The sequence below is a fragment of the Mesorhizobium sp. WSM3864 genome, assembly GCF_002294955.1.
GTDB lineage: Bacteria > Pseudomonadota > Alphaproteobacteria > Rhizobiales > Rhizobiaceae > Mesorhizobium.
The window spans coordinates 108148-134291 of sequence record NZ_NSGD01000006.1; the positions used below are offsets into that span (position 1 = coordinate 108148).

Here is a 26144-nt window from a genome sequence, read left to right on the forward strand (position 1 = left end):
TCTGCGGCCATTGTTCGAATGGAGATCGAAAATGAAACGAGCCGCTGCCGAGATCCTGCGCGAATACGGCCCCTTTCCGGACGCCGAGCGCATCAACGGCGTCACCTATGACGGCAAGAATGTCTGGTTCGCCACCGGCGACAAGCTGAAGGCGCTTGACCCGGAGAGCGGCGCGATCGTGCGGTCGATCGACGTTGCCTCCGATGCCGGGACCGCCTTCGACGGCGAGCATCTCTACCAGATCGGCGAGGACCGCATCCACAAGGTCGACCCTAGTACAGGCAAGGTCGTCGCCACCATTCCCGCCCCCGGCAATGGCGGCGACTCCGGGCTGACCTGGGCCGAGGGGTCGCTCTGGGTCGGCGAATACAGGGCCCACAAGATCCATCAGATCGATCCTGAAACGGGCAAGGTGATCCGCACCATCGAGTCGAAGCGCGTCGTCACCGGCGTCACCTGGGTCGATGGCGAGCTCTGGCATGCCACCTGGGAAGGCGATGAGGGCGATCTCTTGCGCATCGACCCCCAGACGGGCGATGTGCTGCAGGAGCTGGCGATGCCCTCCGGCGTGTCGGGATTGGAATCCGACGGTGGCGGCTGCTTCTTCTGCGGAGGCGGCAGCAGCGGCAAGATCAAGGCCGTGCGCCGTCCTGGGTACAACCTTGACAAGGACACGACAGTCGGCAAATAGCCGGCTCCAGCCAGGCTTGGCACGGCGGTGGTCTTCGGTCTAAGACCAGTCCATTGACAAAGGTCGCGCCCCATCGCTCCATTAGGCGTTCCTTAAAAGGGAGGCAGCGATGGCGTATACGTATCGGTGCAAGGACTATCCGGGAATGGAAGCCTGTCCCGGGAGCTTCACGGCAGAAAACGCGGAAGAGGTGATGAAGCACGTTGAGCTTCATGCCCGGTCCGCGCATGGTGAAGACCCGAGCCAATGGTCCCAAGAGGACCGGAAGCAGCTACAGGCGATGATAATCGGAAGCTAGGCGCGCTTCTGCATCAAGCCGCCTCGCGCGCCGGCCGGGCAACGCCCTTGTTTGAGATCTGGCCGGCAGTCGGTCTGTCGACATGCGCCCAGGCCGGTCGCTCGAACAGGAAGGTTCCGAAGCCGGTGCGCTTGACGATGAAGTAGAGAATGACCGGGCTGATGACCGAGACGAGCAGGACCGCGAGGCTGAGCATGCCGGTATCGGTCAGAAGGCCGCTTGCCAGCATGATCCCGCGGAAGATCGACATCGGGATGGTGAAGGCGACATAGACGACCAGCGAATGCTCGCCGAGCCAGCGCAGCCATTCCATCGCGGCGAATTTCGACAGGAAGCCGCCGGCGACGCAGAGCGCCACCGCGCCGGCGACGGCCAGCGTAAGATGCAGCGGCGGCCATGCCGCCAGGCCCATCTGCATGCCGACCGGCTCGACGGCGTAGCCCGGCGAGTAGACGAGCAGGCCGTTGACGATGGCCCACACGATCAGCCCGGCAGCGGCGATCGCCGGACGAGCTTGCGTCCACGCGACCAGCCGGAACACCAGCGGCGCCATGACGAAGCCGAGATAGAAGAACACGAAATAGGCGGCGAATTGCGTGAGCGCATAGCTGTCCGAATGCGGCGCCCACATCTGCAGCGCGGCGGCAGCCGAGATGACGATCCAGTGCGGCACGCCTAGCTCGCGCAGGATGCGCGCCACGAGGCCGAACACGGCCAGCATGTAGATGAACCACAGCACGCCATAGGGCTGGACGACAGCCACGGCGAGGTCGTGCAGCATGCCGGCGGGATCGCGGCTGAAGATGCCGATCTTCAGCCCGATCGAGATGACCGCCCACAGGACATAGAAATAGAGGTAGTGGACGACGCGCCGGTCGATATAGCGCCGCCAAGGCCGGTCGATCACCTGCGACAGGAAGAGCCCCGAGATCAGGAAGAATTCCGGCATCCGGAACGGGGTCGCGAAGCCGATGACATAATGCAGGAAGCCGACGCCGCCGGTATATTCACCGGTGTTGTAGGCGGAATACATCATCACCACCAGGATGATCGAAAGACCTTTTGCCGTGTCCACCCACGGCATGCGCGTCGAATTGTTCATGAAAAACCCCGCAAAGGCACCCAGCGCCATAGTACCGGACAGGCGCGTCTCTAGCAGCATGAAGCTTCGGATATCGTAAACGCGGCGCTGTCGGGCTGGAGCTCGGAGCCGGGTCAGCGGCTGGTCTCTCGCATCGCCACCGCCACGATTACACCCGAGAGGAAGGTCAGCGCCGCGATCGCCGCGATCGCCGCGGCGAAGCCGAAGAAGTCGGCGATGAGGCCCGCCGACAGCGCTCCGATTGCGTAGCCGAGATCGCGCCAGAAGCGATAGACGCTGAGCGAGCGCGCCCGCCAGGACGGATGCGATGCGTCCGATACCGCCGCGATCAGGCTCGGATAGACCATCGCCGTGCCCAGGCCGAGCAAGAGGCTCGCCAGCAGCCACCAGCCGAAGTTGCGCGTCATGGCGGTGAGCAGAAGGCCGGCAGCCTGCACCCACATGCCGGCGACGATCAGGCCCTTGCGGCCCCAACGGTCGCTCAATGGCCCGGTTGCGACCTGTAAGACGCCCCAGACGGCGGGATAGACCGCCTTGAGGATGCCGATGCGCTCGACGCCGAGCCCGTTGGCGACGAAGAAGAGCGGAAAAAGCCCCCAACTCATGCCGTCGTTCAGATTGTTGACCAGGCCCGCCTGCGAGGCCGCGAACAAATTGCGGTCCCGGAAAGAGGTCAGCATGAAGATCTCGCGAAAGCCGAGCGGGGAGACAGCTTTCTGATGGTTGGCCAGTTCCAGCCGCACATGCTCGCGCGTGTCGCGCACCAGAAGGATCGACAGCGCGGCACCCAGGATCGCATAGCCGATGCCGAGATAGATCGGCACCGGGCGCAGCCCGTAGCGGCTGGCCAGATAGCCGGTGAAAAATGCGGTGACGCCGACGGCGAGGTAGCCGGCGAACTCGTTGAGGCCGACGGCGAGCCCGCGCGATTTCGGCCCGACCAGATCGACCTTCATGATGACGGTCATCGACCATGCAAGTCCCTGATTGATGCCGAGCAGCGCGTTGGCGGCAATGATCCACCCCCAACTCGGCGCCCAGATGATCATGAAGGGCACCGGGAGGCCGAACAGCCAGCCGAGGATCAGCACGCGCTTGCGCCCCCATGTGTCGGCAAGCTGGCCGGAGACGAGATTGGCGCAGGCCTTGACCACGCCGAAGCTGACGATGAAGGAGGTGACGAGCGTCGTGGAAGCAACATGGAATTCCTCCGCGCCGATAAGCGGCACGACGGTTCGCTCGATGCCGACCATGCCGCCGACAAAGGCGTTGATCAGCACCAGCAGCGCGAACTGTTTCCAGTTGACCTTGAGGCCGAGCGCGACGGCAGGCGCCGCTGCGCTCACGATCGCGATCCGGCGTTGGCGGCGCGGTTCCGGGCCGCGTCCGGCGGCGGGGGAGGGATGTCGGCGGTCATGGCGGCGATGAACTGGCCCTCGTCCTCGATGCGGAAGGCCTTGTTGAAGCGCCGCTCGAAGCCGATGGTCGATGTCGGCTTGCCGCTGAGCGAGCGGCCGCACACCGAGCCGGAATAGGCGCCCGGCAGCACCTCGATGTGATCGGGCAATTCCTTCAGCCGGCGCACGCTGGCATAGAGCGCGCGGGCTCCGTCCTCGGCGCTCGAAGCAAGCTCGGTGCGACCGAGATCGCCAACCATCAGCGTGTGACCGGTGAGTACGAACCAGGGTTCGGTCGATCGCGTTCGGTCGGTGACTAAAAGGCTCAGATGCTCCGGCGTGTGGCCGGGCGTGTGCATGACGGTCGCCGTCACATTGCCGAGCTCCAGCACCTCGCCATCCTTCACGGGACGGAACGGGAAGCCCGCCTCGGCGCCTTCGAACAGCACGTATTCGGCGCCCGTCGCTTCGGCGAGCGCACGGCCTGCCGAGATATGGTCGGCGTGGATATGCGTGTCGACGACATAGAGGATGCGCATGCCTGTCGCGCGCGCCGCCTCGATATAGGGCGCGATCTCGCCGACCGGATCGACCACGGCAGCAGACGCCTTGCCGCCGCAGCCGAACAAATAGGAGGCGGCGACCGGGTCGGTGTGCAGGAGCTGTCTGAGGATCATCGCTTTTCTCCCAAGGCAACTGCGAGCCGCTTGGCTTGACGGCAGGTCGAAACCATCATTCAATAATTACATTGAATGACGATGGGTCGCAGAAAGGTCGATGTCAATCCGCAATCCGAAGCTGGCGCTGTACGAACAGTTCGCGATCGTCGCCAAGGCGCTCGGCAATCCGTTGCGCCTGGAACTGATCGAGCATTTGGCGCAAGGCTCGCGCAGCGTCGAGGCGCTTGCTGCGAAGCTCGGCCAGCCGATCGCCAACATCTCCCAGCATCTGCAGGCGCTGCGCCGCGCCGGCATCGTCTCGGCCGAACGCGACGGCAAATACGTGCGCTATTCCCTGCGCGATGCGAGCGTGCTGTCGGCCTTTGCCGCGGTGCGCGGCATTGCCGAGCGGCAGCTTGCTGAGGTCGATCGCATTGTGCGCGACTGTTTCGAGGCACGTGACGACATACAGCCGGTCACGCGCGGCGAGCTTCAGGCGCTGATGCGCGACGGGCTGGTGACGCTGATCGACGTGCGCCCGCCGGACGAGTTCGCGCTTGGCCACGTGCCCGGCGCGGTCAATGTTCCGCTCGGAGAAGTCAAGGCCTGGTCCCAGGGTGCCGACCCCGGACGGGAAATCGTCGCCTACTGCCGCGGCCCCTGGTGCGTGATGTCCTTCGAGGCGGTGGCCGCGCTGCGCTCGCTTGGCCATTCCGTGCGCCGCCTCGAGGACGGCATGCCGGAATGGAAAGCCGCTGGCCTTCCGGTGGAAATGGCGGCCTGACGGTGTCGCTAACAAATGCATGTCGCCCAAAAATGGGCAGCGGTTCTGGGGCAAGAGGCGCGAGCAAGTTTTGGGCTCGCAGCCGACGCAAATTGGGCGTATCGTGACATATCGTCGGTTGCTAATAAATGAGCCGGCGACTGAGAGCGCAAGACTCCCGCACCGGACTGGGCGCTAGCATCCACACCACTCGTCGCGCCCACAAGACCACCTGCCTCTGTCGAAACCTCTTTTGCTCGGTTCCGGCCAGAATTGCCCTTCGCAATTCGGAATGGGAGCGTTCTGATGCAGCAGATCACGCAAACCCCCCGACGTTTCCTAGCCGGTGCTGCCCTGGCAGGCGCTGCCGGTGTCGTCGTCCTTAAGATGTGAGCAACAGGCAAGCCCCGAGCCCGCCATGCAGGCATGGCCGACACTCGGGCTTGTGGAGAACACAGCATCCACGGGTCAGTGTTCTCGGTGTCGCACTGGCCAGCATCTGGAAGGGAGGTTCCCATGCATACGGTAGATCCCGGACGGTTCAGCCGACGGAGGTTCCTGCGTGGGATTACGCTGGCGGGGACGGCGGGGCTTCTGGGCTGGCACCCCAGGCGCGCCGCAGCGGAGCCACCGCCTGAGACGACGCGAATCCGGCTCGTCCGGATTCCCAGCATCTGTCAGGCCCCCCAGTATATAGCCGAAGAACTGTTGCGCAGCGAAGGGTTCACCGAGGTGCACTACCTCCAAAGAGAGGGGACGGCAGACATCGCGCCGGCCCTCGCCTCCGGTGAAGCCGACCTCAGTGCGCATTTCGCCGCCCCGCTCCTTCTCCGCCTGGAGGCGGGGGATTCCATCGTCATTCTGGCTGGCCTCCACGTCGGCTGCTTTGAGCTGTTCGGGACCGATCGCATCCAGTCGATCCGCGATCTCAAGGGGAAGACCGTGGCCGTGCCAGCGCTAGATTCCAGCCGATACGTCTTTCTCGCCACAATGACGGCGTATGTGGGCCTGGACCTCCATAAGGACATACATTTCGTCACGCATCCGGGACCCGAGTCCATCCGGCTCCTAAGTGAGGGGAAGATCGATGCTTATCTAGGCTTTCCCCCCGAACCGCAGGAGATGCGGGAGCAGCAGATCGGCCATGTGGTGATCAGCAGCACCGTGGACCGGCCCTGGTCGCAATACTTCTGCTGCATGCTGGCTGGGGAGCGGGAGTTCGTTCGTACGCATCCGGTGGCCACCAAACGCGCCCTTCGCGCCATCTTGAAAGCGGCGGATTTCTGCACCAGCGAGCCCGAGCAGTCCGCCCAGTTCTTGGTGCAGCAAGGCTATACTAAGCGCTATGACCATGCCCTCCAGGTCATGAAGGCGATCCCCTACGGTTGGCGTGAGTATAGCGCTGAGGACACCCTGCGCTTCTACGCCCTGCGTCTCCACGAGGTCGGGATGCTGAAGAGCACCCCCCAGAAGCTGTTGGCCCAAGGCACCGACTGGCGTTTCTTCAACGAACTGAAGCACGAGCTGAGGACCTGACTGGGCGGCCAGCGCCTGCCCATTTTCCACGCGAGGGAGAACCCCATGCAAATCATCCAGAACCGTCGCCACTTCATGGCCGGAGCTGCGGCAGCAGGCGCTGCAGCTCTCATCGGCACAACGACTGACGCTTGGGCCGAGGCACCCCCTGAAACGACCTCTGTTCGCTTGCCGCGGTGGATCGATGGCGCCTATTGCTGGGCAGGGATGTACCTGGCCGGAGAGTTCCTCAAAGCGGAGGGCTTCACCGACGTCCGCTACGTGCAGGGCGACGAAAAAGTCGATCAGGCGGTGTGGATTGCGCGCGGCGACACGGATTTCAGCATGAACTACGCGCCGGTCCACGTCGCGTCGATCGACGCGGGCGTGCCAATCAGGGTGCTTGGCGGTCTGCATTCCGGGTGCCTCGAGCTGATCGCCAACGACAGCATCCAAGGCATCCCGGATCTCAAGGGCAAGCGGGTGGGCATGCATGACATCCATGCGCCGTCGCGCGTGCTGGTCACCCTGATGGCCGCCTATATTGGACTGGATCCCGTCAACGACATCGAATGGGTCGAGGAAAGCAAGCCGGTGGAAGCCTTCGCCGACGGAAAGTTCGATGCATATCTCTTCACGCCGCCTGAGACGCAGCAACTGCGCGCCAAGAAAATCGGCCACACGATCCTCAACACGACCCTTGATCGCCCTTGGTCGCAGCACTTCTGCTGCATGACCTCGGCCGCTGCGGACTACGTGAACAGATACCCGGTGGCGACCAAGCGCGTGCTCAGGGCCATCCTCAAGGGCGCCGACCTATGCATTTCGGACCCCGCATGGAGTGCAGCGCAAATGGTCGATCGAGGTTTCGTCCCCAGCTACGAAATCGCCCTGCAAACGCTGAGCGACACGCGGTACGACGTATGGCGGGAGTACGATGCCGAAGCCTCGATGCGCTTCTACGCGTTGCGCATGCAGGAGACGGGCATGATCAAGTCGAGCCCACAGCAGATCATCGCCGAGGGAACAGACTGGCGATTCCTGGAGCAGCTGAAGCGTGAGCTCAAGACGTGAGCGGGTTGGCAGCCCGTATCTTGCTGCTGGCGCTGATGGCCGGGCCAGCGCAGGCGCATGATGCGCAGCACGATGAGCGATTGCCGGCAATCGGACCGGCTCCGGACTTTACGCTGACATCGCAGGACCGGGCGAGCGTCTCGCTGCACGACTTTCGCGGCAAGGTGATCGCCATTGCATTCATCTATACGCACTGTACCGACGTCTGTCCCATGCTGACCGCCCAGATGGCCAGCGTGCAGGAAAAGTTGGGTAGTGCGTTCGGACCCAAGATCGCCTTCATTTCGATCACCGTCGACCCGAAGCGCGATACGTCCGATGTTTTGAAGCAATATGCGCAGAATTTTGGCGCCGATCTGAAGGGCTGGTCGTTTCTTACCGGCGATCCGGCGATTGTCCATGAGGTTGGACGGAAATATGGGGTCTTCGCGAAGCAGGCGGCGAACGGTGATGTCGACCATACCTTGTTGACCTCGCTCGTAGACCCGAATGGCATCTTGCGAGTACAATATCTTGGCGTCCGGTTCGACTTGGAGGAGTTCCGGGGTGACCTTCTCGGCCTCTTGGACGAAACCAAATAGCATAACGAACTGGCTCGTTGGCTGGGTTGCCCGGCTGCCGGCGCGCGTCCAGACCAAGCTCTTGATCGCGTTCCTGTCGATCGTCGGCCTGCTCATCGTGCTCGGTGCCGTCGGGTTGCAGGTGCTGAGTGGGGTCAACGATCAGACCAACGAGCTGATCAAGCTGCAGCGCAGGATCGCGGCCTACCGCCAAGTACAGCACGATACTACCACCCAGCTCTACGGTATCTCCACCGCCCTGTTGCTACAGGATAACCGGATGCTGGATACGGCGCTGCGCCAGCTCAATCAGTTCGGCTACGACCTCGAGCGCATGGAGTTCGTCGCCAAAGCCGAGGTGGAAGTGCTTGGCCAGGTCAGGCAAGAGTACGAACGACTGACGGCCGGGGTGACGCACGTGGCAGAGCTTGTCCGCGCGGGCCGTACCGAGGAGGCGCGCAAGGTTCAGCTTGATGAAATCATACCGTCGGCTGATCGCCTCGAGCGGCTGACGAACCAGCTGGTCAACATGGCCGAAGCCGACATGGTGGCGGCCATCGAAACGACCGAGGGTGCGTACGGCACGTCCAGACTGATCGTGGTTTCGTTTGCCGTGGGCAGTATCCTGCTGGCGTTGGGGCTCGGTTACATCATCTCCTGGTCGTTGATCGAACCGGTCAAGAAGATCGAGACGCGTCTCAGCCAGATAGCGGCCGGCGACTTCGCCCAACGGGTTGCCGTCGCCAATCGCGACGAACTTGGAGTGCTCGCTGCTAACGTCAACCAGACCTCCGACCAGCTGGGCCGCCTGTATCAGGAGATTGAGACACGCACGCAGCAGCTCGACGAAGCCCTTCAGCAGCAGACAGCCACTGCAGACGTTCTGAAGGTCATCAGCCGCTCTACCTTCGATCTACAGGTGGTGCTCGATACGTTGGTGGAATCGGCTGTCAGGCTCTGTCGCGCCGACAAGGGTGGCATCGTGCAGTTGCTTGATGGCGTATTCCGCTATGTGTCGACGCTTGGCTACCCGCCCAGTTTCCGTGCCTATGTCGACGCCAATCCACTTCCAGCGCTTGCCGCTGGCCGAGGCTCCGCCGTAGGGCGCGTAATCGAGGAACGGCGGATCGTGCAAATCGAAGACGTGACCGCTGATCCGGACTACCGCGTCGCCTTGATCGCTGAGGCAGGCGGATTCCGCACCGTCCTCGCTGCCCCCCTGTTGCGGGAAGGTGATCTCGTTGGCGTATTCGTCATGACGAGGGCTGAACCGCAACCTTTCAGTCCCAAGGAGATCGCGCTCGTCGAGACATTCGCCGACCAGGCCGTGATCGCCATCGAAAATGCGCGGCTCTTCGAGGCGGTGCAGGCACGGACGCGCGAGCTTGCGGCGTCGGTCGGTGAGCTCGAGGCGCTTGGCGAAGTGAGCAAGGCGGTCAATTCGACGCTGGATCTCGACACGGTGCTGAAGACGATCGTTGCCAAGGCGGTCCAGTTGTCGGCGACGGATGCTGGCACCATCTACGTGTTCAGCAGCACGCGGCAGCAATTCCGTCCGCGAGCAAACTTTGGGATGAGCGATGAGCTTATCGCGGCAGTCTCGCAGCAGACGATCGGGCTGGCCGATATGGGTATTGGCGACGCGCCCGGACGGTGCATGCCGGTGCAGTTTCCCGACCTCAGCAAGGAAACCTCATCCTTCCTTGTGAGAAAGACGATCCTCGACGCCGGATATCGCGGTATCCTGATCGTTCCGCTGCTGAGGCCCAACAAGATCGTCGGTGCACTGGTCGTCAGGCGCCACAAGCCAGGCGCCTTCGATGAGCAAGTTGTTCACCTGTTGGAGACCTTCGCAGCCCAATCGGTGGTCGCGATCCAGAATGCCAAGCTGTTCCGCGAGATCGAGGAGAAAGGGGAGGAGCTGGAAGCAGCCAGCCGCCACAAGTCCCAGTTCCTGGCGAATATGAGCCACGAACTCAGGACGCCGCTCAATTCGGTTCTGGGCTTCACAGAACTGCTGGTCGACGGCATCTATGGCGAACTCCCGGACAAGGCAAAGGCGACCGTCGCGCGAGTGCAGGCAAACGGCCGTCACCTCCTCGGGCTCATCAACGACGTGCTCGACCTGTCCAAGATCGAAGCCGGCCAGCTCACGCTGGCGATCGAGGACTACTCCGTCGCGCAGATTGTCCGATCGACCGTTACGGCGGTCGAGCCGCTCGCACGGGCGAAGGGTCTTGAGCTTTCAGCGACTGTTGCCGAGAACCTTCCAATCGGCCGTGGGGACGAACGCCGTTTGACGCAGATTCTGCTCAATCTCGCAGGCAATGCCGTCAAGTTCACCGAAACAGGTGCAGTCGACATCCTTGCCGATGCAGTCGATGGGCGCTTCGAGATCGCCGTCCGAGACACCGGTCCCGGAATTGCGTCCAAAGACCAGGCTCTTATCTTCGAAGAATTCCAGCAAGTCGACAACAGCAGCACCAGGCAGAAGGGTGGCACAGGTCTTGGCCTGGCGATCTCGAAGCGCATCGCCGAAATGCATGGCGGAACCTTAGACGTCGAGTCCGTGATCGGGTCAGGGTCGACATTCCGTCTGAAGGTCCCGATCCGGATGAATGAGGACGTGAGGGCCGCATGAGCAAACGAATCCTGATGGTCGAAGACACCGAGGACAACCGCCAAATCATCCGCGATCTCATTGCCACCACCGAATACGAACTGATCGAGGCGGCGGACGGCGCCGCCGGCATCGCTGCAGCCGGAGCACACAGGCCAGACCTGATCCTTATGGACATTCAGCTCCCGGTGATCGACGGGTATGAAGCGGCCCGCCGCATCAAGGCCGACCCGGCGCTCCGGCACATTCCGATTATCGCCGTCACCTCCTACGCGTTGTCGGGCGACAAGGCGAAAGCCCTTGCTGCTGGGTGCGATGGTTACATTGCCAAGCCATTCAGCCCACGCCAGCTGCTTTCCGAGATTCGCGGTTTCCTTTCTTGAGGGAGGCAACACCTTGCACGATCCGCCTCGCATTCTCGCGGTCGACGATACTCCGGAAAACCTCGAGATCCTGCGCATGCGTCTCGAAGCGAATGGCTATGAAGTTGTAACCGCCGCCGATGGTGAAGAGGGGCTTGCGAAAGCCCGCGAACTCACGCCGGATCTGATCCTGCTCGACATCATGATGCCGAAGCTCGACGGCATCAGTGTGGTCCGCATGCTCAAGCAGGATCACTCGCTGCGATCGATCCCCGTCATTCTGGTCACCGCGAAAGCCGACACGCGCGACGTGGTCGAGGGGCTGGACGCCGGTGGCGACGACTATCTGACAAAGCCCTTCGAGCACAGGGCGCTGCTGGCGCGGGTGCGCTCGATGTTGCGCCAGAAGGCGCTTCACGACACTGTCGCGAGCCAAGCCAAGCGCCTTGAGGACCAAGCCGCGCAACTTTCCGACTGGAACCGCTCGCTCGAGGAAACCGTCGCCGGCCAGGTGACGGAGCTCGAGCGAATGGCGCGGCTCAGGCGGTTCCTGCCCGAACAGGTCGCCGACCTCATCGTTGCGGCGGGCAATGGAGATGCGCTCTTGCAGAGCCACCGCCGCGAGGTGACGGTTGTCTTTTGCGATTTGCGCGGCTTCACGGCGTTCGCAGAGACCGCCGAACCCGAAGAAGTCATGACAGTTCTGGCCGAGTATCATTCCTGTCTCGGCGAACAAATCGTCCGTCACGAGGGGACGCTCGAGCGGTTCGTGGGCGACGGAATCGTCGTGGTTTTCAACGATCCAATGCCATGTGCCGACCACAGCGAGAGAGCTGTCTCGATGGCTGCCGCAATGCGCGAAGCGATTGACGAGCATTCCGAGCGATGGCGCAAGCGGGACTATTTGCTTGGCTTTGGGATCGGCATTGCCAGGGGCCACGCAACCATCGGGCGCATCGGTTTTGATCAGCGCTCGGACTATGCCGTCATCGGCACTGTGTCGAACCATGCCGCCCGTTTATGCGAGGAGGCCAAATCGCGCCAGATTCTTGTTAGCCAACGGGTCCTCGGAGCTGTCGAGTCGCTGGTCGAATCCGTTCCTGTTGGCGAACTGACGCTGAAGGGCTTTCGCCGCCCGATGCCTGCCTATGAAATCGTGCGGTGGATCGGTCGGCCAATCTAGCGTTGAGCGCACTCCGGCTTCGTTCGAGGGATGTGGTGCGTCGAACCACCGGCGCCGCGGCGCGGATCTGCCGTTCACGTCGCGGCAACCGCAAATCCGCTTCGGGTCAGAGCCTCACGCCCAGACGGCGGACAAACCGTGCTGACGATAGGCCCGCCTGGCCGCAGGCGAGCTGTGATAGTTGACTGCTGTACCCTCAGTCCTTGGCGCGCTCGACATAGGAGCCGTCGGCGGTCATCACCACCACGCGCGTGCCGGTCGTGATGTGCGGCGGCACGGCCGTGCGCACGCCATTGGAAAGCACCGCAGGCTTGTAGGAGGAGGACGCCGTCTGGCCCTTGGTGACCGGCTCGGTATCGACCACCTCGAAGACGGCGCGCTGCGGCAGCGTCAGCGAGATCGGCGCGCCGTTGAACTGCGCCAGCTGCACCGCCATGCCTTCCTGCAGGTAAGGCGCCATGTCGCCGACCACGCTTTCGGAGGCCACGACCTGGTCGTAGCTTTCCGGGTTCATGAAATGGAAGCCTTCGCCGTCGGAATAGAGGAAGGTGTGCTCGCGCTCCTCGACATAGGCCCGCTCGACCATCTCGGTCGTGCGGTAGCGCTCCGAGATCTTCACCCCGTCGCCGATGCGGCGCATGTCGAGCTGGGTCACCGGCGTGCCCTTGCCAGGATGGATGTTTTCGGCAAAGAGGATGACATAGAGCTTGCCGTCCTTATCGACGACGTTGCCTTTGCGTAACGAACTGGCGATGACCTTGACCACGATATTCAATCCCAATCGAGTTTTTCGGCCTGCAAGCGTCTTTGCCCACGAAGCGGCGACGGCGGCCATCGCGTGCGCCGTAGCGCATCTTGCGCTGAACCGCCAGTCTCCTCGGCGATTTTCCCGCCCATGACCGCCGCTTCGCCCTGGTGGACGCCGCATGTTCATGCCGATCGCCGGCCAAGGCTGATGGCGCGCAACGCCATTGCCGCCGCCCTGCGCGGTTGGTTCGCGGAGCGCGATTTCGTTGAGGTGACGACGGCCGCGCTGCAGGTTTCGCCCGGCAACGAGGCGCATCTTGCAGCCTTCGCCACCGAGGCGATCGCGCCAGACGCGTCGCGCCAGCCGCTCTACCTTCACACCTCGCCGGAATTCGCCTGCAAGAAGCTGCTTGCCGCCGGCGAGAAGCGCATCTTCAGCCTGGGCTCGGTTTACCGAAACCGCGAGCGCGGGCCGCTGCATCATCCTGAATTCACCATGCTTGAATGGTACCGCGTCGGCGAGGCCTATGGGCGCCTGATGGCCGACTGCGCCGAATTTCTGGCGCTTGCCGCGGAAAAGGCCGGGGCCAAAAGCTTTCGTTTCCGTAGCCGCGAGGCCGATCCCTTCGCCGAGCCGGAGCGGCTGAGCGTTGCGGAAGCATTCATGCGCCATGCCGGCATCGACCTGCTGGCGACCGTCGGCGCCGACGGCAGCACCGACCGCGAAGCGCTCCACCAGGGCCTGGTCCGCGCCGGCCTGCGCACCGCGCCCGACGACAATTGGGCCGACCTGTTCAGCCGCGTGATGGTGGAAAAGGTCGAGCCGGCGCTGGGGCAGGGACGGGCGACAATCCTCTATGGCTATCCAGTCTCCGAGGCGGCCCTTGCCCGGCCGAGCGCGGAGGATCCGCGCGTCGCCGAACGCTTCGAGCTCTACTGCTGCGGCGTCGAGCTCGCCAATGCGTTTGGCGAGCTCACCGATCCGGCCGAGCAGCGCCGCCGCTTCGTCGCCGAGATGGACGAGAAGGAGCGCATCTATGACGAGCGCTATCCGCTGGACGAGGATTTCCTCGCCGCGCTTGCCATCATGCCGCAGGCGAGCGGCTCGGCCCTCGGCTTCGACCGGCTGGTGATGCTGGCAACCGGCGCCGCCAGGATCGAAGATGTGATCTGGGCGCCGGTGGCCGGCTAATTCGCACTGTTCATGCGGTTGCGGCGGGGCAGTGCGCTGCGAAGGGCCGCGATTGCCTTGAGATTGCCGCATCCGCCATTGCACAAGCGGTGGTGGAACAATAGATGGTGCAGCAGCATCCAAGACGATTGTGCGGGCTTCCAGAGATGGCGGCCCGGCATCCATGGATGTGCGGTAGCATCTGCCCTCCCGCACAGCTTGAACAAACAGGACCAACCGCATGACCGACACGCTCGACGCAGGGAAACTGACCGACCGCGTCGCGGCGCTCGTCGAGGCGGCCAAGCGCGCCGGGGCGGACGCCGCCGACGCGGTCGCCGTGCGCGGCCGTTCGGCCGGCGTGTCGGTGCGGCTGGGCAAGGTCGAAGGCACCGAATCGTCGGAAAGCGAGGACGTGTCGCTGCGCGTCTTCGTCGGCCAGCGCGTGGCGAGCGTCTCGGCCACCGCCGCCTCCGACCCGAAGGCGCTTGCCGAGCGCGCCGTCGCCATGGCGAGAGTCTCCCCCGAGGATCCGTTCCAGGGCCTTGCCGACCCAGCGCTGCTCGCCCGCAATTTGCGTGATCTCGACCTCTTCGATCCGACTGAGGTGTCGGCCGATCAGCTCAAGGAGGCGGCGCTGGCAGCGGAAGCGGCGGCCCTTGCCGTCAATGGCGTCACCAATTCCTCCGGCAGCAGCGCCAGCGCCGGCCTTGGCGGCCTGGTACTTGCGACCTCGCATGGCTTTGTCGGCCAATATGTCGCGTCGCGCTTTTCACGTTCGACCAGCGTCATTGCAGGCCAAGGCACGGCGATGGAACGCGACTATGAATTCTCCTCGCGCCAGCATTTCGCCGATCTCGACGCGCCGGAGGAGATCGGCCGCAAGGCCGGCGAACGCGCCGTGCGCCGCCTCGGCGCCCGCAAGGCGGCGACCGGCCCGGTCGACGTCGTGTTCGACCCGCGTGTTGCGCGCGGCATTGCCGGCCATCTCGCCGGCGCCATCAACGGCGCCGCGGTGGCGCGCAAGACCAGCTTCCTGCGCGACATGATGGGAAAGCAGGTAGCCTCAAGCGCGATCACCGTCACCGACGAGCCGCTGCGGCGTCGCGGCCAGGCGTCGCGGCCCTTCGACGGCGAAGGCGTCGAGGGCGACAAGCTGTTGATGGTCGACAAAGGCGTGCTCAACCACTGGTTCCTGTCGACCTCGGCCGCGCGCGAGCTTGGTCTCGTCACCAACGGCCGTGGCTCGCGCAGCGGCTCTTCGGTTTCGCCGTCCTCGACCAATCTGGCCATCGAGCCCGGCGATCGCGCCCCCGAGGAGCTGATCGCCTCGCTGCAGCGCGGCTTCTACGTCACCGAGGTCTTCGGCCAGGGCGTCGACATGATAACCGGCGAATACAGCCGCGGCGCCTCCGGCTTCTGGATCGAGAACGGCGCGCTTGCCTATCCGGTGGCCGAGGTGACGATCGCCTCCAATTTGAAGACCATGTTCCTCAACATGGTGCCGGCGAGCGATCTCGACCGCAATTTCGGCACTGCCGCGCCGACACTGCTCATCGAGGGAATGACCCTTGCCGGCGCCTGACATGGTCATCTCAGCCGAGACTCACGAAGACCTCGCTCTACTGCGCGACGCCGCCCGCGAGGCGGGCACCATCGCCATGCGCTATTTCGGCCAAAACCCCCAGGTGTGGATGAAGGGCGGGACCTCGCCGGTCAGCGAGGCCGACCATGCGGCCGACGCCTATCTGCGCGAGACCCTGCTCAAGGCGCGGCCGAATTATGGCTGGCTGTCCGAAGAAACCGCCGACGATCATGCCAGGCTGTCGGCCCGCCGCACTTTCGTCGTCGACCCTATCGATGGCACGCGCGGCTTTCTCGATGGCCTGCATTCCTGGTGCGTCAGCGTCGCCGTGGTCGAGGATGGCCGCTCGCTGGCCGGCGTGCTCGAATGTCCGGCCAAGCGCGAGACCTATTGGGCGCTGCCGGGCGAGGGCGCGTTCCTCAACGGCAAGCGCATCCAGGTCCGCCGACTCGGCGATGCCGTCGAGATCGGCGGGCCGAAGCCGCTGGTCGAGCGCATGCCCGCTTCCTGGCAAGCCCGGATGCGCCGCGTCGCTTACATACCCTCGCTCGCCTACCGGCTGGCGATGATCGCCAACGGCAAGCTCGACGCGACCTTCGTCAAGCCCAACGCGCATGACTGGGACATCGCCGCCGCCGACCTTATCCTCCGCGAAGCGGGCGGCGCCTTGCTCGACCGTACCGGCAAGCCGCCGCGCTATGCCGGCGAGGTGATCAACCATGGCGCGCTCGCCGCCGGCAGCGGCGAACTGCTGGGCGTCCTGGCCGGCGTCATTGCCGGAGCTGACCAAGGGTGAGTCGGCCCACGGTTTCAAAATCGGCGGCTTTGGTCTAAACGTTTCACAAAATTCATGAATCTGCGAAGGATCGGCATGGCCGTGGAAGACGGAAAGAAACAGCTTTTGCACCTGGTGTTCGGCGGCGAGCTGAAAAAGCTGGGTGGAACCGAGTTCCGTGATCTGGATGCGCTCGACATCGTCGGCATCTACCCCGACTATCAATCGGCGCACGCCGCGTGGAAGGCGAAGGCGCAGGCCAGCGTCGACAATGCCCATATGCGCTATTTCGTCGTTCACCTGCACCGGTTGCTCGACCCGGAAACAAAGGCAGCCGGTTGACATCGATGGAACATGAAGCGGTGAAAGGAGCGACGGGGCGTGCCGCCGGGCGGGGCGGGACTCGCACGCTGTGGCGCCGCATCCGCGAGCCGCTCGCCCAGTCGCGATTCGTCAAGAATTTCATCGCCAGCCTGTTCGCCTGGTTCGTGCGGCTGATTCGCATCACCAGCCCGCTGGTGAAAGGGTCGACGCAGGTCGCCGGCGGCGCCTATGCGCATCTCGAACCGGGCATCATCGCGCTGTGGCATGGTCAGCATCTCTTGACGCCGGCTTATTATCCCAAGGGCCGGCCGCTGGTCGCCATGGTCTCGCGCAGTGCCGACGCCGAGCTCAACGCGCTGATGCTGAACAGATTCGGCATCGAGGCGGTGCGCGGCTCGGGTGGCCGCGACAGTTCGAGGCATCTCGACAAAGGCGGCGCCAAAGCCTTGATCGCGCTCAAGAAAGCGCTGGTGGCGGGCAAGAATGTCGCGATGATCGCCGACATTCCACACGGCACGCCGCGCGACGCGGGGCTGGGCATCGTGCTTTTGGCCAGGCTTTCCGGGCGACCGATCCTGCCCTCGGCGATCGCCACCAGCCGCCGCAAGGTGCTGGAAAAGAGCTGGGACAAGACCACCATCAACCTGCCGTTCGGCCGCTCCGCCGTAATCGTCGGGCAGCCGGTCTTCGTGCCGTCCAACGCCGACGACGCCGAGATGGAGCGCAAGCGCCAGGAGGTCACCGCCTCGCTCAACGCCGCGACCGCCGAGGCCTACCGCCTCGTGGACGGCGACAAATGAGCGAGCGCTGGGCGCGCGCCGCCCTGACCGCCTATCGTTACGCCGGGGCCGTCGCCTATCCGCTGATCGGACCCTATGTCGCCTGGCGCGCATCGCGCGGCAAGGAAGACCGCGTTCGCCGCCGCGAGCGCTACGGTGTCGCCGGCCGTCCGCGTCCGGAAGGACCGGTGATCTGGATCCACGCCGCGAGCGTCGGCGAGACGATCGCCGTCGTGCCGCTGGTCGAAAGCATTCTCGATTACGGCGTTAACATCGTGCTGACGACCGGCACCGTGACCTCGGCCAAGGTCGCCGACGAGCGGCTTGGCAGTCGCATCATCCACCAATATGTGCCGCTCGACCTCAAGCCAGCGGTAAGCCGCTTCCTCGATCACTGGCTGCCGGAGCTGGCCATCATAGCCGAATCGGAGATCTGGCCGATGACCATCCTGGAACTCGGCGCGCGCAACGTGCCGCAGGTCCTGGTCAACGGGCGGCTGTCGGACCGTTCCTTCCGGTCGTGGAAGAAGCGCGCCGGCGTCGCCGAGGCGCTGTTCGAGAACCTTGCCCATGTGGTTGCCCAGTCGGATGTCGACGGCGAGCGTTTCCGCGTCCTCGGCGCCAGGCCGGTGACCGTTTCCGGCAATCTCAAGGTGGACACCAACCCGCCGCCGGTCGACGAGCGGGCGCTGGCGATCCTGCAGCGCCAGATCGGCTTACGCCCGACCTGGGCGGCGATCTCGACCCATGACGGGGAGGAGGTCGCCGCGGCGGAAGTCCATGCGACCTTGCACAAGCGCCACCCTGGCCTGTTGACCATCGTCGTGCCCCGCCATCCCGACCGCGCGGACGCGCTGGCCGCGCAGATATCCGGCATGGGGCTGAAAGTCGCGCGCCGCAGCAAGGGCGACCGCATCACGTCCGACACCGATATCCTGCTCGGCGACACGATCGGCGAGATGGGACTCTATCTCAGGCTGACCGAGATCGCCTTCGTCGGCCGCTCGCTGACCTCCGAGGGCGGCCAGAACCCGCTGGAGCCGGCGATGCTCGACACGGCGGTGCTGGCCGGCCGCAACGTGCAGAATTTCCGCGAAGCCTATCAGCGCCTGCTCGATCGCGGCGGCGCCAAGCTGGTGCGCGACCGCGACATGCTGGCCGGCGCCGTCAATTTCCTTTTGACCAACGAGGCGGTGCGCCACGAGATGATGGCGGCGGGCGCGGCGACCGTCGATGAGATGCGCGGCGCGCTTCAGCGCACGCTGAAGTCGCTCGAGCCTTACATCCAGCCGCTGGTCGTCAAGGCGCGCCTGAAAGGCGCCAACGGGCGCTAGCGCATGGCCCAAAAACTCGGATCCGATCTTTGGAAAGGGTCATGCGCCATGGAAGTCGCGCCATGACCAGCGAAGCGCCGCCCTTCTGGTGGGAAAAGCCGGACTGGCGCGTGCTGGCGCTTTCGCCGGTGTCCGCGATGTATGGAATGGTGGCTGGGCGCCGCATGCGGCGCGCGCCGCGCGAGAAGGTCGCGGCACCTGTGCTGTGCGTCGGCAACTTCACCGTCGGCGGCAGCGGCAAGACGCCGGTCGCCATCGCGCTGGCTAAACAGGCAAAGCGCATGCAGCTCACGCCCGGCTTCCTGTCGCGCGGCCATGGCGGTTCCTTCGCCAAGCCGCATGTCGTCGATGCGCATCACGACGCGGCCAAGCATGTCGGCGACGAGCCGCTGCTGCTTGCCGAACATGCCCCAGTCGCGGTGACGGCCAACCGCGCCGCCGGCGCCAAACTGCTGATGGCAGACCATGGCTGCGACTTCCTGATCATGGATGACGGTTTCCAGTCGGCGCGCATACATATCGACTACGCGCTGGTCGTGGTCGACGCACGTTTCGGCATCGGCAATGGCCGAGTCATTCCGGGCGGCCCGCTCCGGGCCAAGATCGTTGATCAGCTGGTCTTCACCGGCGGCTTGCTGAAGATGGGCGAGGGGAGCGCCGCCGATACGGTGGTACGCCAGGCGGCGCGCGCCGGCCGGCCGATCTTTTTGGCCCATGTCGAGCCGGCGAACCCGGCGCGCTTTGCCGGCGGGCGCTTCCTTGCCTTTGCCGGCATCGGCCATCCGGAAAAATTCTTCGATACGCTGCGCGGCGCCGGCGGCGAGGTGGCGCTGTCGCGCGCTTTCCCCGACCATCATTTCTACGCCGCGGACGAGCTTGCCGATCTGGCGGCGCTTGCCAAGCGCGAGGGGCTTCGGCTTGTCACCACGGCAAAGGATGCCGCGCGGCTTCGCCACGGCCCCGCGCCCGCCGGCTTCCTGGAGCAGCTCGACGTGCTGGAGATCGACGCCGTGTTCGAGATCGACCACGTGCCGGAGCGCATCATCAATGAGACGCTGGATGCATGGCGACAGCGCAAGATGAGAATGTCCTTATCCTAGGGCGACGCGAAGCGGAGCGCAGGCCATAGGATCCAAGCCGCACGTCGGCGAAGTGCAGCAAAGCCAAGAGGTACGCGATCGCGGTAAGCTATTCTCAGCCGTCGGAGCACTGCTGCGCGCTCACGGCCCATGATCTCCGCGACGCCGCTTCGCTCCTGCTCCGACCTGGGATGACGAAGTGGGGGTTCTACCCCCGCTTGCGCAGTTCCGGATGCGCCTCGATCTCACGCCGCAGCGACGCTGCCGCGTTCACATATGGCTCCTGCCTGGCGACGCTCCAGTATTTGAGCTCGTCCAGCGGGATGCTCTCGCCGGTCACCGCGCAGCGCACGAACGCGCCGGGGCTCGTCACCTGGAAGTCGCCGTCGAGATAGCGGATGCGCGCTTCCTTGCCGCCGGGGCCTTCAAAACGGTTCATCATGGAATGGCGCATAGGTTCATAGGGGTTCAATCGCCACAAATCGAAGGCAAGGTCAAGCTTGGCGCAATGCTCATGTAGTATGCCGGTTGGCACAATGGTTGTCGGGAAGCGCCATGGACATCACCAACGCCAGCGTGACGTCGCTGCTGAAAGAGGCGCTGGCGCCGCAGCCGGTGCCGTCGCCCAAGGCCGAACCTGCGACCGCGGCGCTGGTCAAGGCGCTCGTCCAGCCGCCGGCGCCGTCCGTCGTGTCCTCCGCACAGGCGGCCGCGCAGGCGCTGAACGGCACGTTGCCGGCCGCTCGACCAACTCAGCGTCTGTCCTCGGCCGAGATCGAGAACGCCTACAGAGCCGTCCTGGAATCCGATGCCGGCGCTGATGGCGCCTCGACGAAGTCTCCGGTTGGCAGGTCGGCGGCTGACGCCGATCAGCCTTCGCGGGCGCTGCCCCAGGTTCCACCGCCGGCCGGCGATGACACCGCAAGGGTCGTGGCAGCGCCGCCCTCTTCGTTCTCGCCGGCGCTTGTGTCCGGAGTGCTGGTTGCGGCCAACGCCAACGCGCCGCCGCGCGGCGGCGTTCGCCGCCCCGGCCATGCCCCGCGATCCGAACCCGGCCAGACGCCGCTGTGGATGATATCGATCGTGACGGCCGTCGTCTCGGCTGCGACCACCACGATCGTGCTGATGCTGCTTCGCTGATCCGGGCGATCTAGTCCTCGTCCTGCAGGAAGGCTTCGAGCTTCTCCGGCGCCAGCCCCGCCTGTTCGGCGATGCGTCGGGCGAGATCGGCGGTGGCCGCGCGCGGCCGTCCGATCGGACGGTCGAGCCAATAGGACACCGGATTGAGCGCGACCCGCTCGTCAACGGGAACAATCCGGCCCGACTTCAACTGGTCTGCCGTCAGCGGCGGCCGCGCCAGCGCGATGCCGAGGCCGTGCGCCGCCGCGTCGAGCACCAGATTGTAGTCCTCGAAGCGCCGGTCCTGCGGGCGCGGGCGATAGTCGACTTCCTGTGCCGCGAACCAAGCGCGCCAAGCGGACGCGTCGGAATCGTTGATCAGCGGGAATTTGAGCAGCCGAGCCGGGTCGCCGTGCCCGATCTCCTTCGCCAGTTCCGGCGAGGCGATCGGGAAAATGTGCTCCTCGAAAAGCTGCACCGAGACGCGGCCCGGAATGCGGCCGCGCCCGCAGCGCACCGAAAGGTCGATGCCTTCGTCGGCAAGGTCGGCCTGGCGGTTGTCGACGTCGAGCACGATGCGCAGCCGCGTCGGGTGGTTTTCGAGCGCCGCCATGCGCGGCATCAGCCAAAGGCCGCTGACCGAAGGGATCGAAGCCAGCCGCACCACCGCGGTGCCGCGCGGCTCGACCCAGCGATCGGAATTGACCGAGATCAACGCGAAGGCCTCGGTGGTGCGCAGGTGCAGCCGGTTGCCCTCATTGGTCAGCGTGACACCGCGCGCGTTGCGCTCGAACACCTTGAGCCCGAGCCAGTCCTCCAGCTTGGCGATCTGACGGCTGATCGCGCCATGGGTGAGGTTGAGCCTTTCGGCCGCCGCGGAAAAGCTTCCTGTCCGCGCCGCCGCGTCGAAGGCGCGCAAAGTCTCGAGCGGCAATAGCTGGTCAGAGCTGTGAAGCATGCTCACAGCTGACCCCCGAATTGCTCGTTTGTCAATCGGCGGGCAATGACGTTTCCTCTCTCTATGGCACTGAGAGACGAGGATTCGGCAATGAGCGCGTACACCGGCACGCTGAATGAGACACAGCGCATGGACACCACGGCCGCGATCGCGGTGGCGCTGACGGTGGTCGGCTGGGCGTCTGCCTTTCCGGCGATCCGCGCCGGCCTTGCCGCTTTCCAGCCACTGGAGCTCGGGGCGCTGCGCTTCGCCATCGCGGCCGTGCCGGCGGCGATCTTCCTTGCGGTCAAGCGTCCTGCGCTGCCCAGGATCGATGAGCTGTGGCGTTTCGGCTTCGGCGGTGCCATCTTCGTCGCGCTCTATACCGCCATGCTCAATTTCGGTGAGCTCACCGTCTCGGCGGGTGCTGCCGGCTTCATCATCAATGTCAGCCCGATCTTCACGGCCATCATGGCCATGGCGTTGCTCGGCGAGCGCTTTTCCGGCGTGGCCTGGCTCGGCACGGTGATCTCGTTTGCCGGCATCGGCATCATCGCGGTGGCGGACGGCCATGGCCTGCATTTCAACACCGGCGCGCTGCTGGTGCTGGGCTCCGCCCTTTGCTCGGCCGTCAACACCATCGTCCAGAAGCCGCTCTTTGCCCGCCATCATCCGCTGACGATCGCCGCTTCCAACATGGTGCTCGGCGCGCTCTGCCTGTCACCCTTCCTGGCGGAAGCGTTTGTGCAGGCCGCGGTCGCCGACATGGCCGGCCTCGGCGCCGTCATCTATCTGGGCCTCGTGCCCAGCCTGATCGCCTACGCAGCCTGGGCCACCGCGCTGTCGCGCCTGCCGGCCGCGCGCGCCTCGAACTTCCTCTATCTGGTCTCGCCGACCTCCGCTCTGATCGGTTTCTTCTGGCTCGGCGAGGTGCCGACACTCCTCGGCATCCTCGGCGGCGCACTGGCGCTCGGCGGTGTGATCGTGGTGAATTTGAAGCGGTAAGTCAAAGGGTTGAGGCCGGTTCCTGACTCAAGAAAAGCGCCGCCTCGAGCAGCCCTTTTCTTGTCCCCTCATCCGGCCGCTACGCGGCCACTCGAACGGGTTGGCGCCGGCGCTGAAGGTCTCCTCTCCCCATAGGGAGAAGTCAGCGGAAGTGAAGCGAAGACTGGGTGAGGGCCTTGGCGCGCTCACCTTCGCCCGAACAACCTTTCAATATCGGCGAGTTTCAGCTCGATATAGGTCGGCCTGCCATGGTTGCAGGTGCCGGAGCCGGGAGTCGCCTCCATTTGGCGCAGCAGCGCGTTCATCTCCTCGGCCTTGAGCAGGCGGCCCGAGCGCACCGAGCCGTGACAGGCCATGGTCGCGGCTATTCTGTCCAGCCGTTCCTTCAGCGTCTCGACCGTGTCGTTGTCGGCGATCTCGTCGGCGAGGTCACGCACCAGTTGCTGCACATTGGTTTCGCCGAGCATCGACGGCGTCTCGCGCACCGCCACCGCGCCCGGGCCGAAGCGCTCCAGGCCGAGGCCGAATTTGGCCAGCGTCTCGGAATGCATCGCCAGCCGCTCGGCATCCTCTTCCGCAAGGTCGACGATCTCGGGCAAAAGCAGCATCTGCGAAGGCACGGCGCGCGAGTGCAGCGCGTTCTTCAAGGCCTCGTAGACCAGGCGCTCATGTGCGGCATGCTGGTCGACGATGATGAGCGAATCCCGGGTCTGGGCGACGATATAGTTCTCATGCACCTGAGCGCGCGCCGCGCCCAGCACAGTGCCGAGCAGCGCCTCGGCCGGCTCGGCGATGCCCGCCCGCGCGTCGGCGCTTGCCAGCGGCCCGGTGTCGAAGGCAGCCTGATCGTTCTCGGCGAAGCCGCCTCGCGCCGGCCGCGCTTCGCCCATGTCGAGCGGCCGCTGCGGCGAGCGCGCCAAAGTCGAACCATGATCAAAGCTGGAGCCGGAGGCGCGAAAAGCGGCCTCATAGCTGCGGTGGCCATTGGCCGGCCCGGGATGCGAATAGGACGCCGCGCCGGGCCGGAAAGCCGCCATCATGCCGGCCGCGCCGGTGGTCGCGGCGCGGATGCCGGCGTCGGCCATCGCCTCGCGGATGGCGCCGACAATCAACCCGCGCACCAGGCCCGGATCGCGGAAGCGCACATCGGCCTTGGCCGGGTGGACGTTGACGTCGACGGTTGCCGGATCGAGCGAAAGGAACAGCACGGTCACCGCATGCCGGTCGCGCGGCAGCACGTCGGCGAAGGCGCCGCGGATCGCGCCGGCGATCAGCTTGTCGCGCACCGGCCGGCCGTTGACATAGGCATATTGCTGCAGCGCGTTGGCGCGGGTGTAGGAAGGGATCGAGACGTGGCCGGCAAGATGCACGCCGTCGCGCATGGCATCGATCGCAATGGCATTGTCGGGAAAGTCGGCGCCCATCACTTGCGCGATGCGGGCGAGCCGGCCCTCCGGCGTGTCGCCGGTCGCCGGCAGCTCCAGCGTCGAGCGGTCGGACCCGGCAAGCGTGAAGCGCACGGCGGGGAAGGCGATGGCGATGCGCTTCACCACGTCGCCGGTGGCCGAGCTTTCGGCGCGCTCGCCCTTCATGAATTTGAGCCGTGCCGGCGTGGCGAAGAACAGGTCGCGCACTTCGACGGTGGTGCCGCGGTTGGCCGCCGCCGGCTTGACGGCCGACACCCGGCCGCCCTCGATGCTGATCTCGGCCGCGCTGTCGCCGGCGGCCGTGCGCGAGCGGATCGAAAGCCTGGCCACCGAGCCGATCGACGGCAACGCCTCGCCGCGGAATCCGAGCGAGCGGATGTCGTGGATGTCGTCCGACAGCTTCGACGTGCAGTGTCGGGCAACTGCCAGCGCCAGTTCGCGCTCGGGAATGCCCGAGCCGTCATCGGTGACGCGGATGAGCGAGAGCCCGCCGCCGGCGGTGACGATCTCGACGCGCGACGCGCCGGCATCGAGCGCATTCTCGACCAACTCCTTCACCACGCTTGCGGGACGCTCGATGACCTCGCCGGCGGCGATCTGGTTGATCATCGTTTCGGAAAGCTGGCGAATGGGCATCCGAGGATTATAGGCGGATTCGAACGGTGTGGGGGAGGGGCTACTTCATGCCTGCGCCACCAGCCAGTCCCTGACCTTGCGCGCGTTGTCGCTGAGCTCGCGGTTCTTCGGCCAGATGACGTGGAAGCCGATGCCGGTCCTCATCACATGCTCGGTCACCGGCACCAGCAGCCCTGATGCCACCAGCCGCTCGACCAGATGCCGCCAGCCAAGCGAGATGCCTTGCCCTTCCATCACCGCCTGGATCACCAGGGCATAGTCGTTGATGCGCAGGCCGCGCTCGGCATTGCGCAGGCTGGTTCCGGCCGACGCGAACCATTCGTCCCAGTTCGGCGCCTCGCGATAGGGCTCCTCGAGATGGATCAGCCGGTGCGTGGCCAGTTCCTCGACCGTCTTCGGCATGCCGAATTTGGCGAGGTAGCTGGGGCCGGCGACGGGGAAGATCTCTTCATCGGACAGCGACAGCGAGTGATAGTCCGGCCAGTCGCGCGGCACGCCGCCGCGCACCCCGAGCGGAATACCCTCGGCAATGATGTCGAGGTCGCGGTCGGCGGTCTGGATGCGCAGGTCGATGCCCGGCAGTTGGTCGCGGAACTGCTGCAGACGCGGCATCATCCAGAACGAGCCGAAGGCCGTCGAGGCGGCAAGGGTCACATGGCCGCCGGTCGCCTGCAGGCGAAGGTCCTCGGCAGATTTGCGGATATGCGACAACCCCAGCGAGACGTCCGCGTGGAAGCGCTCGCCGGCCTCGGTCAGGAGCACCTGGCGGTGGCGGCGCTGAAACAGCTTGGCGCCGAGCTGTTCCTCCAGTCCGCGCACCGCATAGGAGACGGCCGCCTGGGTCATGCCGAGCTCGCGCCCGGCGGCGGTGAAGCTCGACAGCCGGCCTGCCGCCTCGAAGACGACGAGGCTGCCGGCCGAGGGCAGGAGGTGGCGCAGGCTTCGCATAAGCGCAACTTATACAAGAGATCAGGATTTTCCAGCGTCACATCCATATTTCGT

At 65.0% G+C, this 26144-nt stretch carries 26 protein-coding genes; 18 read left to right on the top strand and 8 right to left on the bottom strand.

All coding sequences use genetic code 11. The features are described from left to right. The first annotated feature begins 31 nt into the window (after nucleotides 1-31). On the top strand, nucleotides 32-691 hold the full coding sequence (locus CK215_RS15220; RefSeq protein ID WP_095831400.1) for a DUF5074 domain-containing protein: 660 nt from the start codon (nucleotides 32-34) through the stop codon (nucleotides 689-691). Nucleotides 692-800: 109 nt separating this feature from the next. Then, nucleotides 801-989 (top strand): DUF1059 domain-containing protein, encoded by a 189-nt coding sequence (locus tag CK215_RS15225; protein WP_067000403.1) that lies wholly within the window; start codon nucleotides 801-803, stop codon nucleotides 987-989. A 13-nt stretch (nucleotides 990-1002) separates the two neighbouring features. On the opposite strand, the gene CK215_RS15230 is transcribed toward CK215_RS15225, so the two are convergent. Genes CK215_RS15230 through CK215_RS15240 form a run of 3 tightly spaced genes read right to left on the bottom strand, consistent with a single transcriptional unit; the run spans nucleotide 1003 to nucleotide 4165 of the window. Then, complete coding sequence (locus CK215_RS15230; protein WP_245418690.1) at nucleotides 1003-2151, bottom strand: acyltransferase family protein; 1149 nt, start codon at nucleotides 2149-2151, stop codon at nucleotides 1003-1005. Between the two features lie 53 nt (nucleotides 2152-2204). Next, the gene (locus CK215_RS15235) at nucleotides 2205-3446 is read right to left on the bottom strand and encodes an MFS transporter (protein WP_095831508.1); all 1242 of its coding nucleotides are present in this window, start codon (nucleotides 3444-3446) and stop codon (nucleotides 2205-2207) included. After that, complete coding sequence (locus CK215_RS15240; protein ID WP_095828615.1) at nucleotides 3434-4165, bottom strand: MBL fold metallo-hydrolase; 732 nt, start codon at nucleotides 4163-4165, stop codon at nucleotides 3434-3436. The genes CK215_RS15235 and CK215_RS15240 overlap by 13 nt, the downstream gene beginning before the upstream one ends. A gap of 100 nt (nucleotides 4166-4265) precedes the next feature. On the opposite strand from CK215_RS15240, the gene CK215_RS15245 reads away from it, so the two are divergent. From CK215_RS15245 to CK215_RS15275, 7 genes are all read left to right on the top strand, one after another. Continuing rightward, on the top strand, nucleotides 4266-4931 hold the full coding sequence (locus CK215_RS15245; protein WP_095780009.1) for a metalloregulator ArsR/SmtB family transcription factor: 666 nt from the start codon (nucleotides 4266-4268) through the stop codon (nucleotides 4929-4931). A 495-nt stretch (nucleotides 4932-5426) separates the two neighbouring features. Next, nucleotides 5427-6446 (top strand): ABC transporter substrate-binding protein, encoded by a 1020-nt coding sequence (locus CK215_RS15250; RefSeq protein ID WP_095831401.1) that lies wholly within the window; start codon nucleotides 5427-5429, stop codon nucleotides 6444-6446. A gap of 45 nt (nucleotides 6447-6491) precedes the next feature. Further along, on the top strand, nucleotides 6492-7499 hold the full coding sequence (locus tag CK215_RS15255; RefSeq protein ID WP_095831402.1) for an ABC transporter substrate-binding protein: 1008 nt from the start codon (nucleotides 6492-6494) through the stop codon (nucleotides 7497-7499). 20 nt (nucleotides 7500-7519) lie between these two features. Next, nucleotides 7520-8080 (top strand): SCO family protein, encoded by a 561-nt coding sequence (locus tag CK215_RS15260; RefSeq protein WP_141245482.1) that lies wholly within the window; start codon nucleotides 7520-7522, stop codon nucleotides 8078-8080. Further along, nucleotides 8046-10700: a GAF domain-containing protein gene (locus CK215_RS15265; RefSeq protein WP_170950311.1), complete on the top strand. Its 2655-nt coding sequence runs from the start codon at nucleotides 8046-8048 to the stop codon at nucleotides 10698-10700. Before CK215_RS15260 ends, CK215_RS15265 begins: the two co-directional genes overlap by 35 nt. Then, nucleotides 10697-11062: a response regulator gene (locus CK215_RS15270; RefSeq protein ID WP_067000427.1), complete on the top strand. Its 366-nt coding sequence runs from the start codon at nucleotides 10697-10699 to the stop codon at nucleotides 11060-11062. The genes CK215_RS15265 and CK215_RS15270 overlap by 4 nt, the downstream gene beginning before the upstream one ends. After that, nucleotides 10980-12224, top strand: coding sequence for a response regulator (locus CK215_RS15275; protein ID WP_245418691.1), 1245 nt, complete (start codon nucleotides 10980-10982; stop codon nucleotides 12222-12224). The genes CK215_RS15270 and CK215_RS15275 overlap by 83 nt, the downstream gene beginning before the upstream one ends. A 196-nt stretch (nucleotides 12225-12420) precedes the next feature. On the opposite strand, the gene efp is transcribed toward CK215_RS15275, so the two are convergent. Then, on the bottom strand, nucleotides 12421-12990 hold the full coding sequence (gene efp, locus CK215_RS15280; RefSeq protein ID WP_067000944.1) for an elongation factor P: 570 nt from the start codon (nucleotides 12988-12990) through the stop codon (nucleotides 12421-12423). A gap of 129 nt (nucleotides 12991-13119) precedes the next feature. On the opposite strand from efp, the gene epmA reads away from it, so the two are divergent. The 7 genes from epmA (at nucleotide 13120) to lpxK (ending at nucleotide 20039) form a co-directional block, all read left to right on the top strand. After that, nucleotides 13120-14163: an EF-P lysine aminoacylase EpmA gene (gene epmA / locus CK215_RS15285; RefSeq protein WP_095831405.1), complete on the top strand. Its 1044-nt coding sequence runs from the start codon at nucleotides 13120-13122 to the stop codon at nucleotides 14161-14163. Nucleotides 14164-14383: 220 nt separating this feature from the next. After that, the gene (locus tag CK215_RS15290) at nucleotides 14384-15727 is read left to right on the top strand and encodes a TldD/PmbA family protein (RefSeq protein WP_095831406.1); all 1344 of its coding nucleotides are present in this window, start codon (nucleotides 14384-14386) and stop codon (nucleotides 15725-15727) included. A gap of 1 nt (nucleotide 15728) precedes the next feature. Then, complete coding sequence (locus CK215_RS15295) at nucleotides 15729-16523, top strand: 3'(2'),5'-bisphosphate nucleotidase CysQ (RefSeq protein ID WP_095831407.1); 795 nt, start codon at nucleotides 15729-15731, stop codon at nucleotides 16521-16523. Between the two features lie 75 nt (nucleotides 16524-16598). Next, nucleotides 16599-16844 (top strand): DUF4170 domain-containing protein, encoded by a 246-nt coding sequence (locus tag CK215_RS15300; RefSeq protein ID WP_040973997.1) that lies wholly within the window; start codon nucleotides 16599-16601, stop codon nucleotides 16842-16844. Between the two features lie 5 nt (nucleotides 16845-16849). Then, nucleotides 16850-17626, top strand: a complete 777-nt coding sequence (locus CK215_RS15305; protein WP_095831408.1) for a lysophospholipid acyltransferase family protein — start codon at nucleotides 16850-16852, stop codon at nucleotides 17624-17626. Beyond that, a complete protein-coding gene (waaA, locus tag CK215_RS15310; protein ID WP_095824794.1) occupies nucleotides 17623-18939 on the top strand; it encodes a lipid IV(A) 3-deoxy-D-manno-octulosonic acid transferase in 1317 nt (438 codons plus the stop codon). Before CK215_RS15305 ends, waaA begins: the two co-directional genes overlap by 4 nt. 62 nt (nucleotides 18940-19001) lie before the next feature. Then, nucleotides 19002-20039, top strand: coding sequence for a tetraacyldisaccharide 4'-kinase (gene lpxK / locus CK215_RS15315; protein ID WP_095831409.1), 1038 nt, complete (start codon nucleotides 19002-19004; stop codon nucleotides 20037-20039). Nucleotides 20040-20226: 187 nt separating this feature from the next. On the opposite strand, the gene CK215_RS15320 is transcribed toward lpxK, so the two are convergent. Further along, complete coding sequence (locus tag CK215_RS15320) at nucleotides 20227-20460, bottom strand: DUF2093 domain-containing protein (protein ID WP_067000947.1); 234 nt, start codon at nucleotides 20458-20460, stop codon at nucleotides 20227-20229. A gap of 113 nt (nucleotides 20461-20573) precedes the next feature. On the opposite strand from CK215_RS15320, the gene CK215_RS15325 reads away from it, so the two are divergent. Then, entirely contained in the window at nucleotides 20574-21158 is a 585-nt protein-coding gene (locus tag CK215_RS15325; protein WP_095831410.1) for a hypothetical protein, read from the top strand. Nucleotides 21159-21168: 10 nt separating this feature from the next. On the opposite strand, the gene CK215_RS15330 is transcribed toward CK215_RS15325, so the two are convergent. Then, complete coding sequence (locus tag CK215_RS15330) at nucleotides 21169-22095, bottom strand: LysR family transcriptional regulator (protein ID WP_095831411.1); 927 nt, start codon at nucleotides 22093-22095, stop codon at nucleotides 21169-21171. Between the two features lie 90 nt (nucleotides 22096-22185). On the opposite strand from CK215_RS15330, the gene CK215_RS15335 reads away from it, so the two are divergent. Next, nucleotides 22186-23079, top strand: coding sequence for a DMT family transporter (locus CK215_RS15335; protein ID WP_095831412.1), 894 nt, complete (start codon nucleotides 22186-22188; stop codon nucleotides 23077-23079). 185 nt (nucleotides 23080-23264) lie between these two features. Here CK215_RS15335 and mutL read toward each other — a convergent pair whose 3' ends face one another. Together mutL and CK215_RS15345 are read right to left on the bottom strand one after the other, a co-directional pair. Further along, a complete protein-coding gene (gene mutL, locus CK215_RS15340) occupies nucleotides 23265-25142 on the bottom strand; it encodes a DNA mismatch repair endonuclease MutL (protein WP_095831413.1) in 1878 nt (625 codons plus the stop codon). A 45-nt stretch (nucleotides 25143-25187) separates the two neighbouring features. Beyond that, nucleotides 25188-26090, bottom strand: a complete 903-nt coding sequence (locus CK215_RS15345; protein WP_095778563.1) for a LysR substrate-binding domain-containing protein — start codon at nucleotides 26088-26090, stop codon at nucleotides 25188-25190. Between the last annotated feature and the right edge of the window lie 54 nt (nucleotides 26091-26144).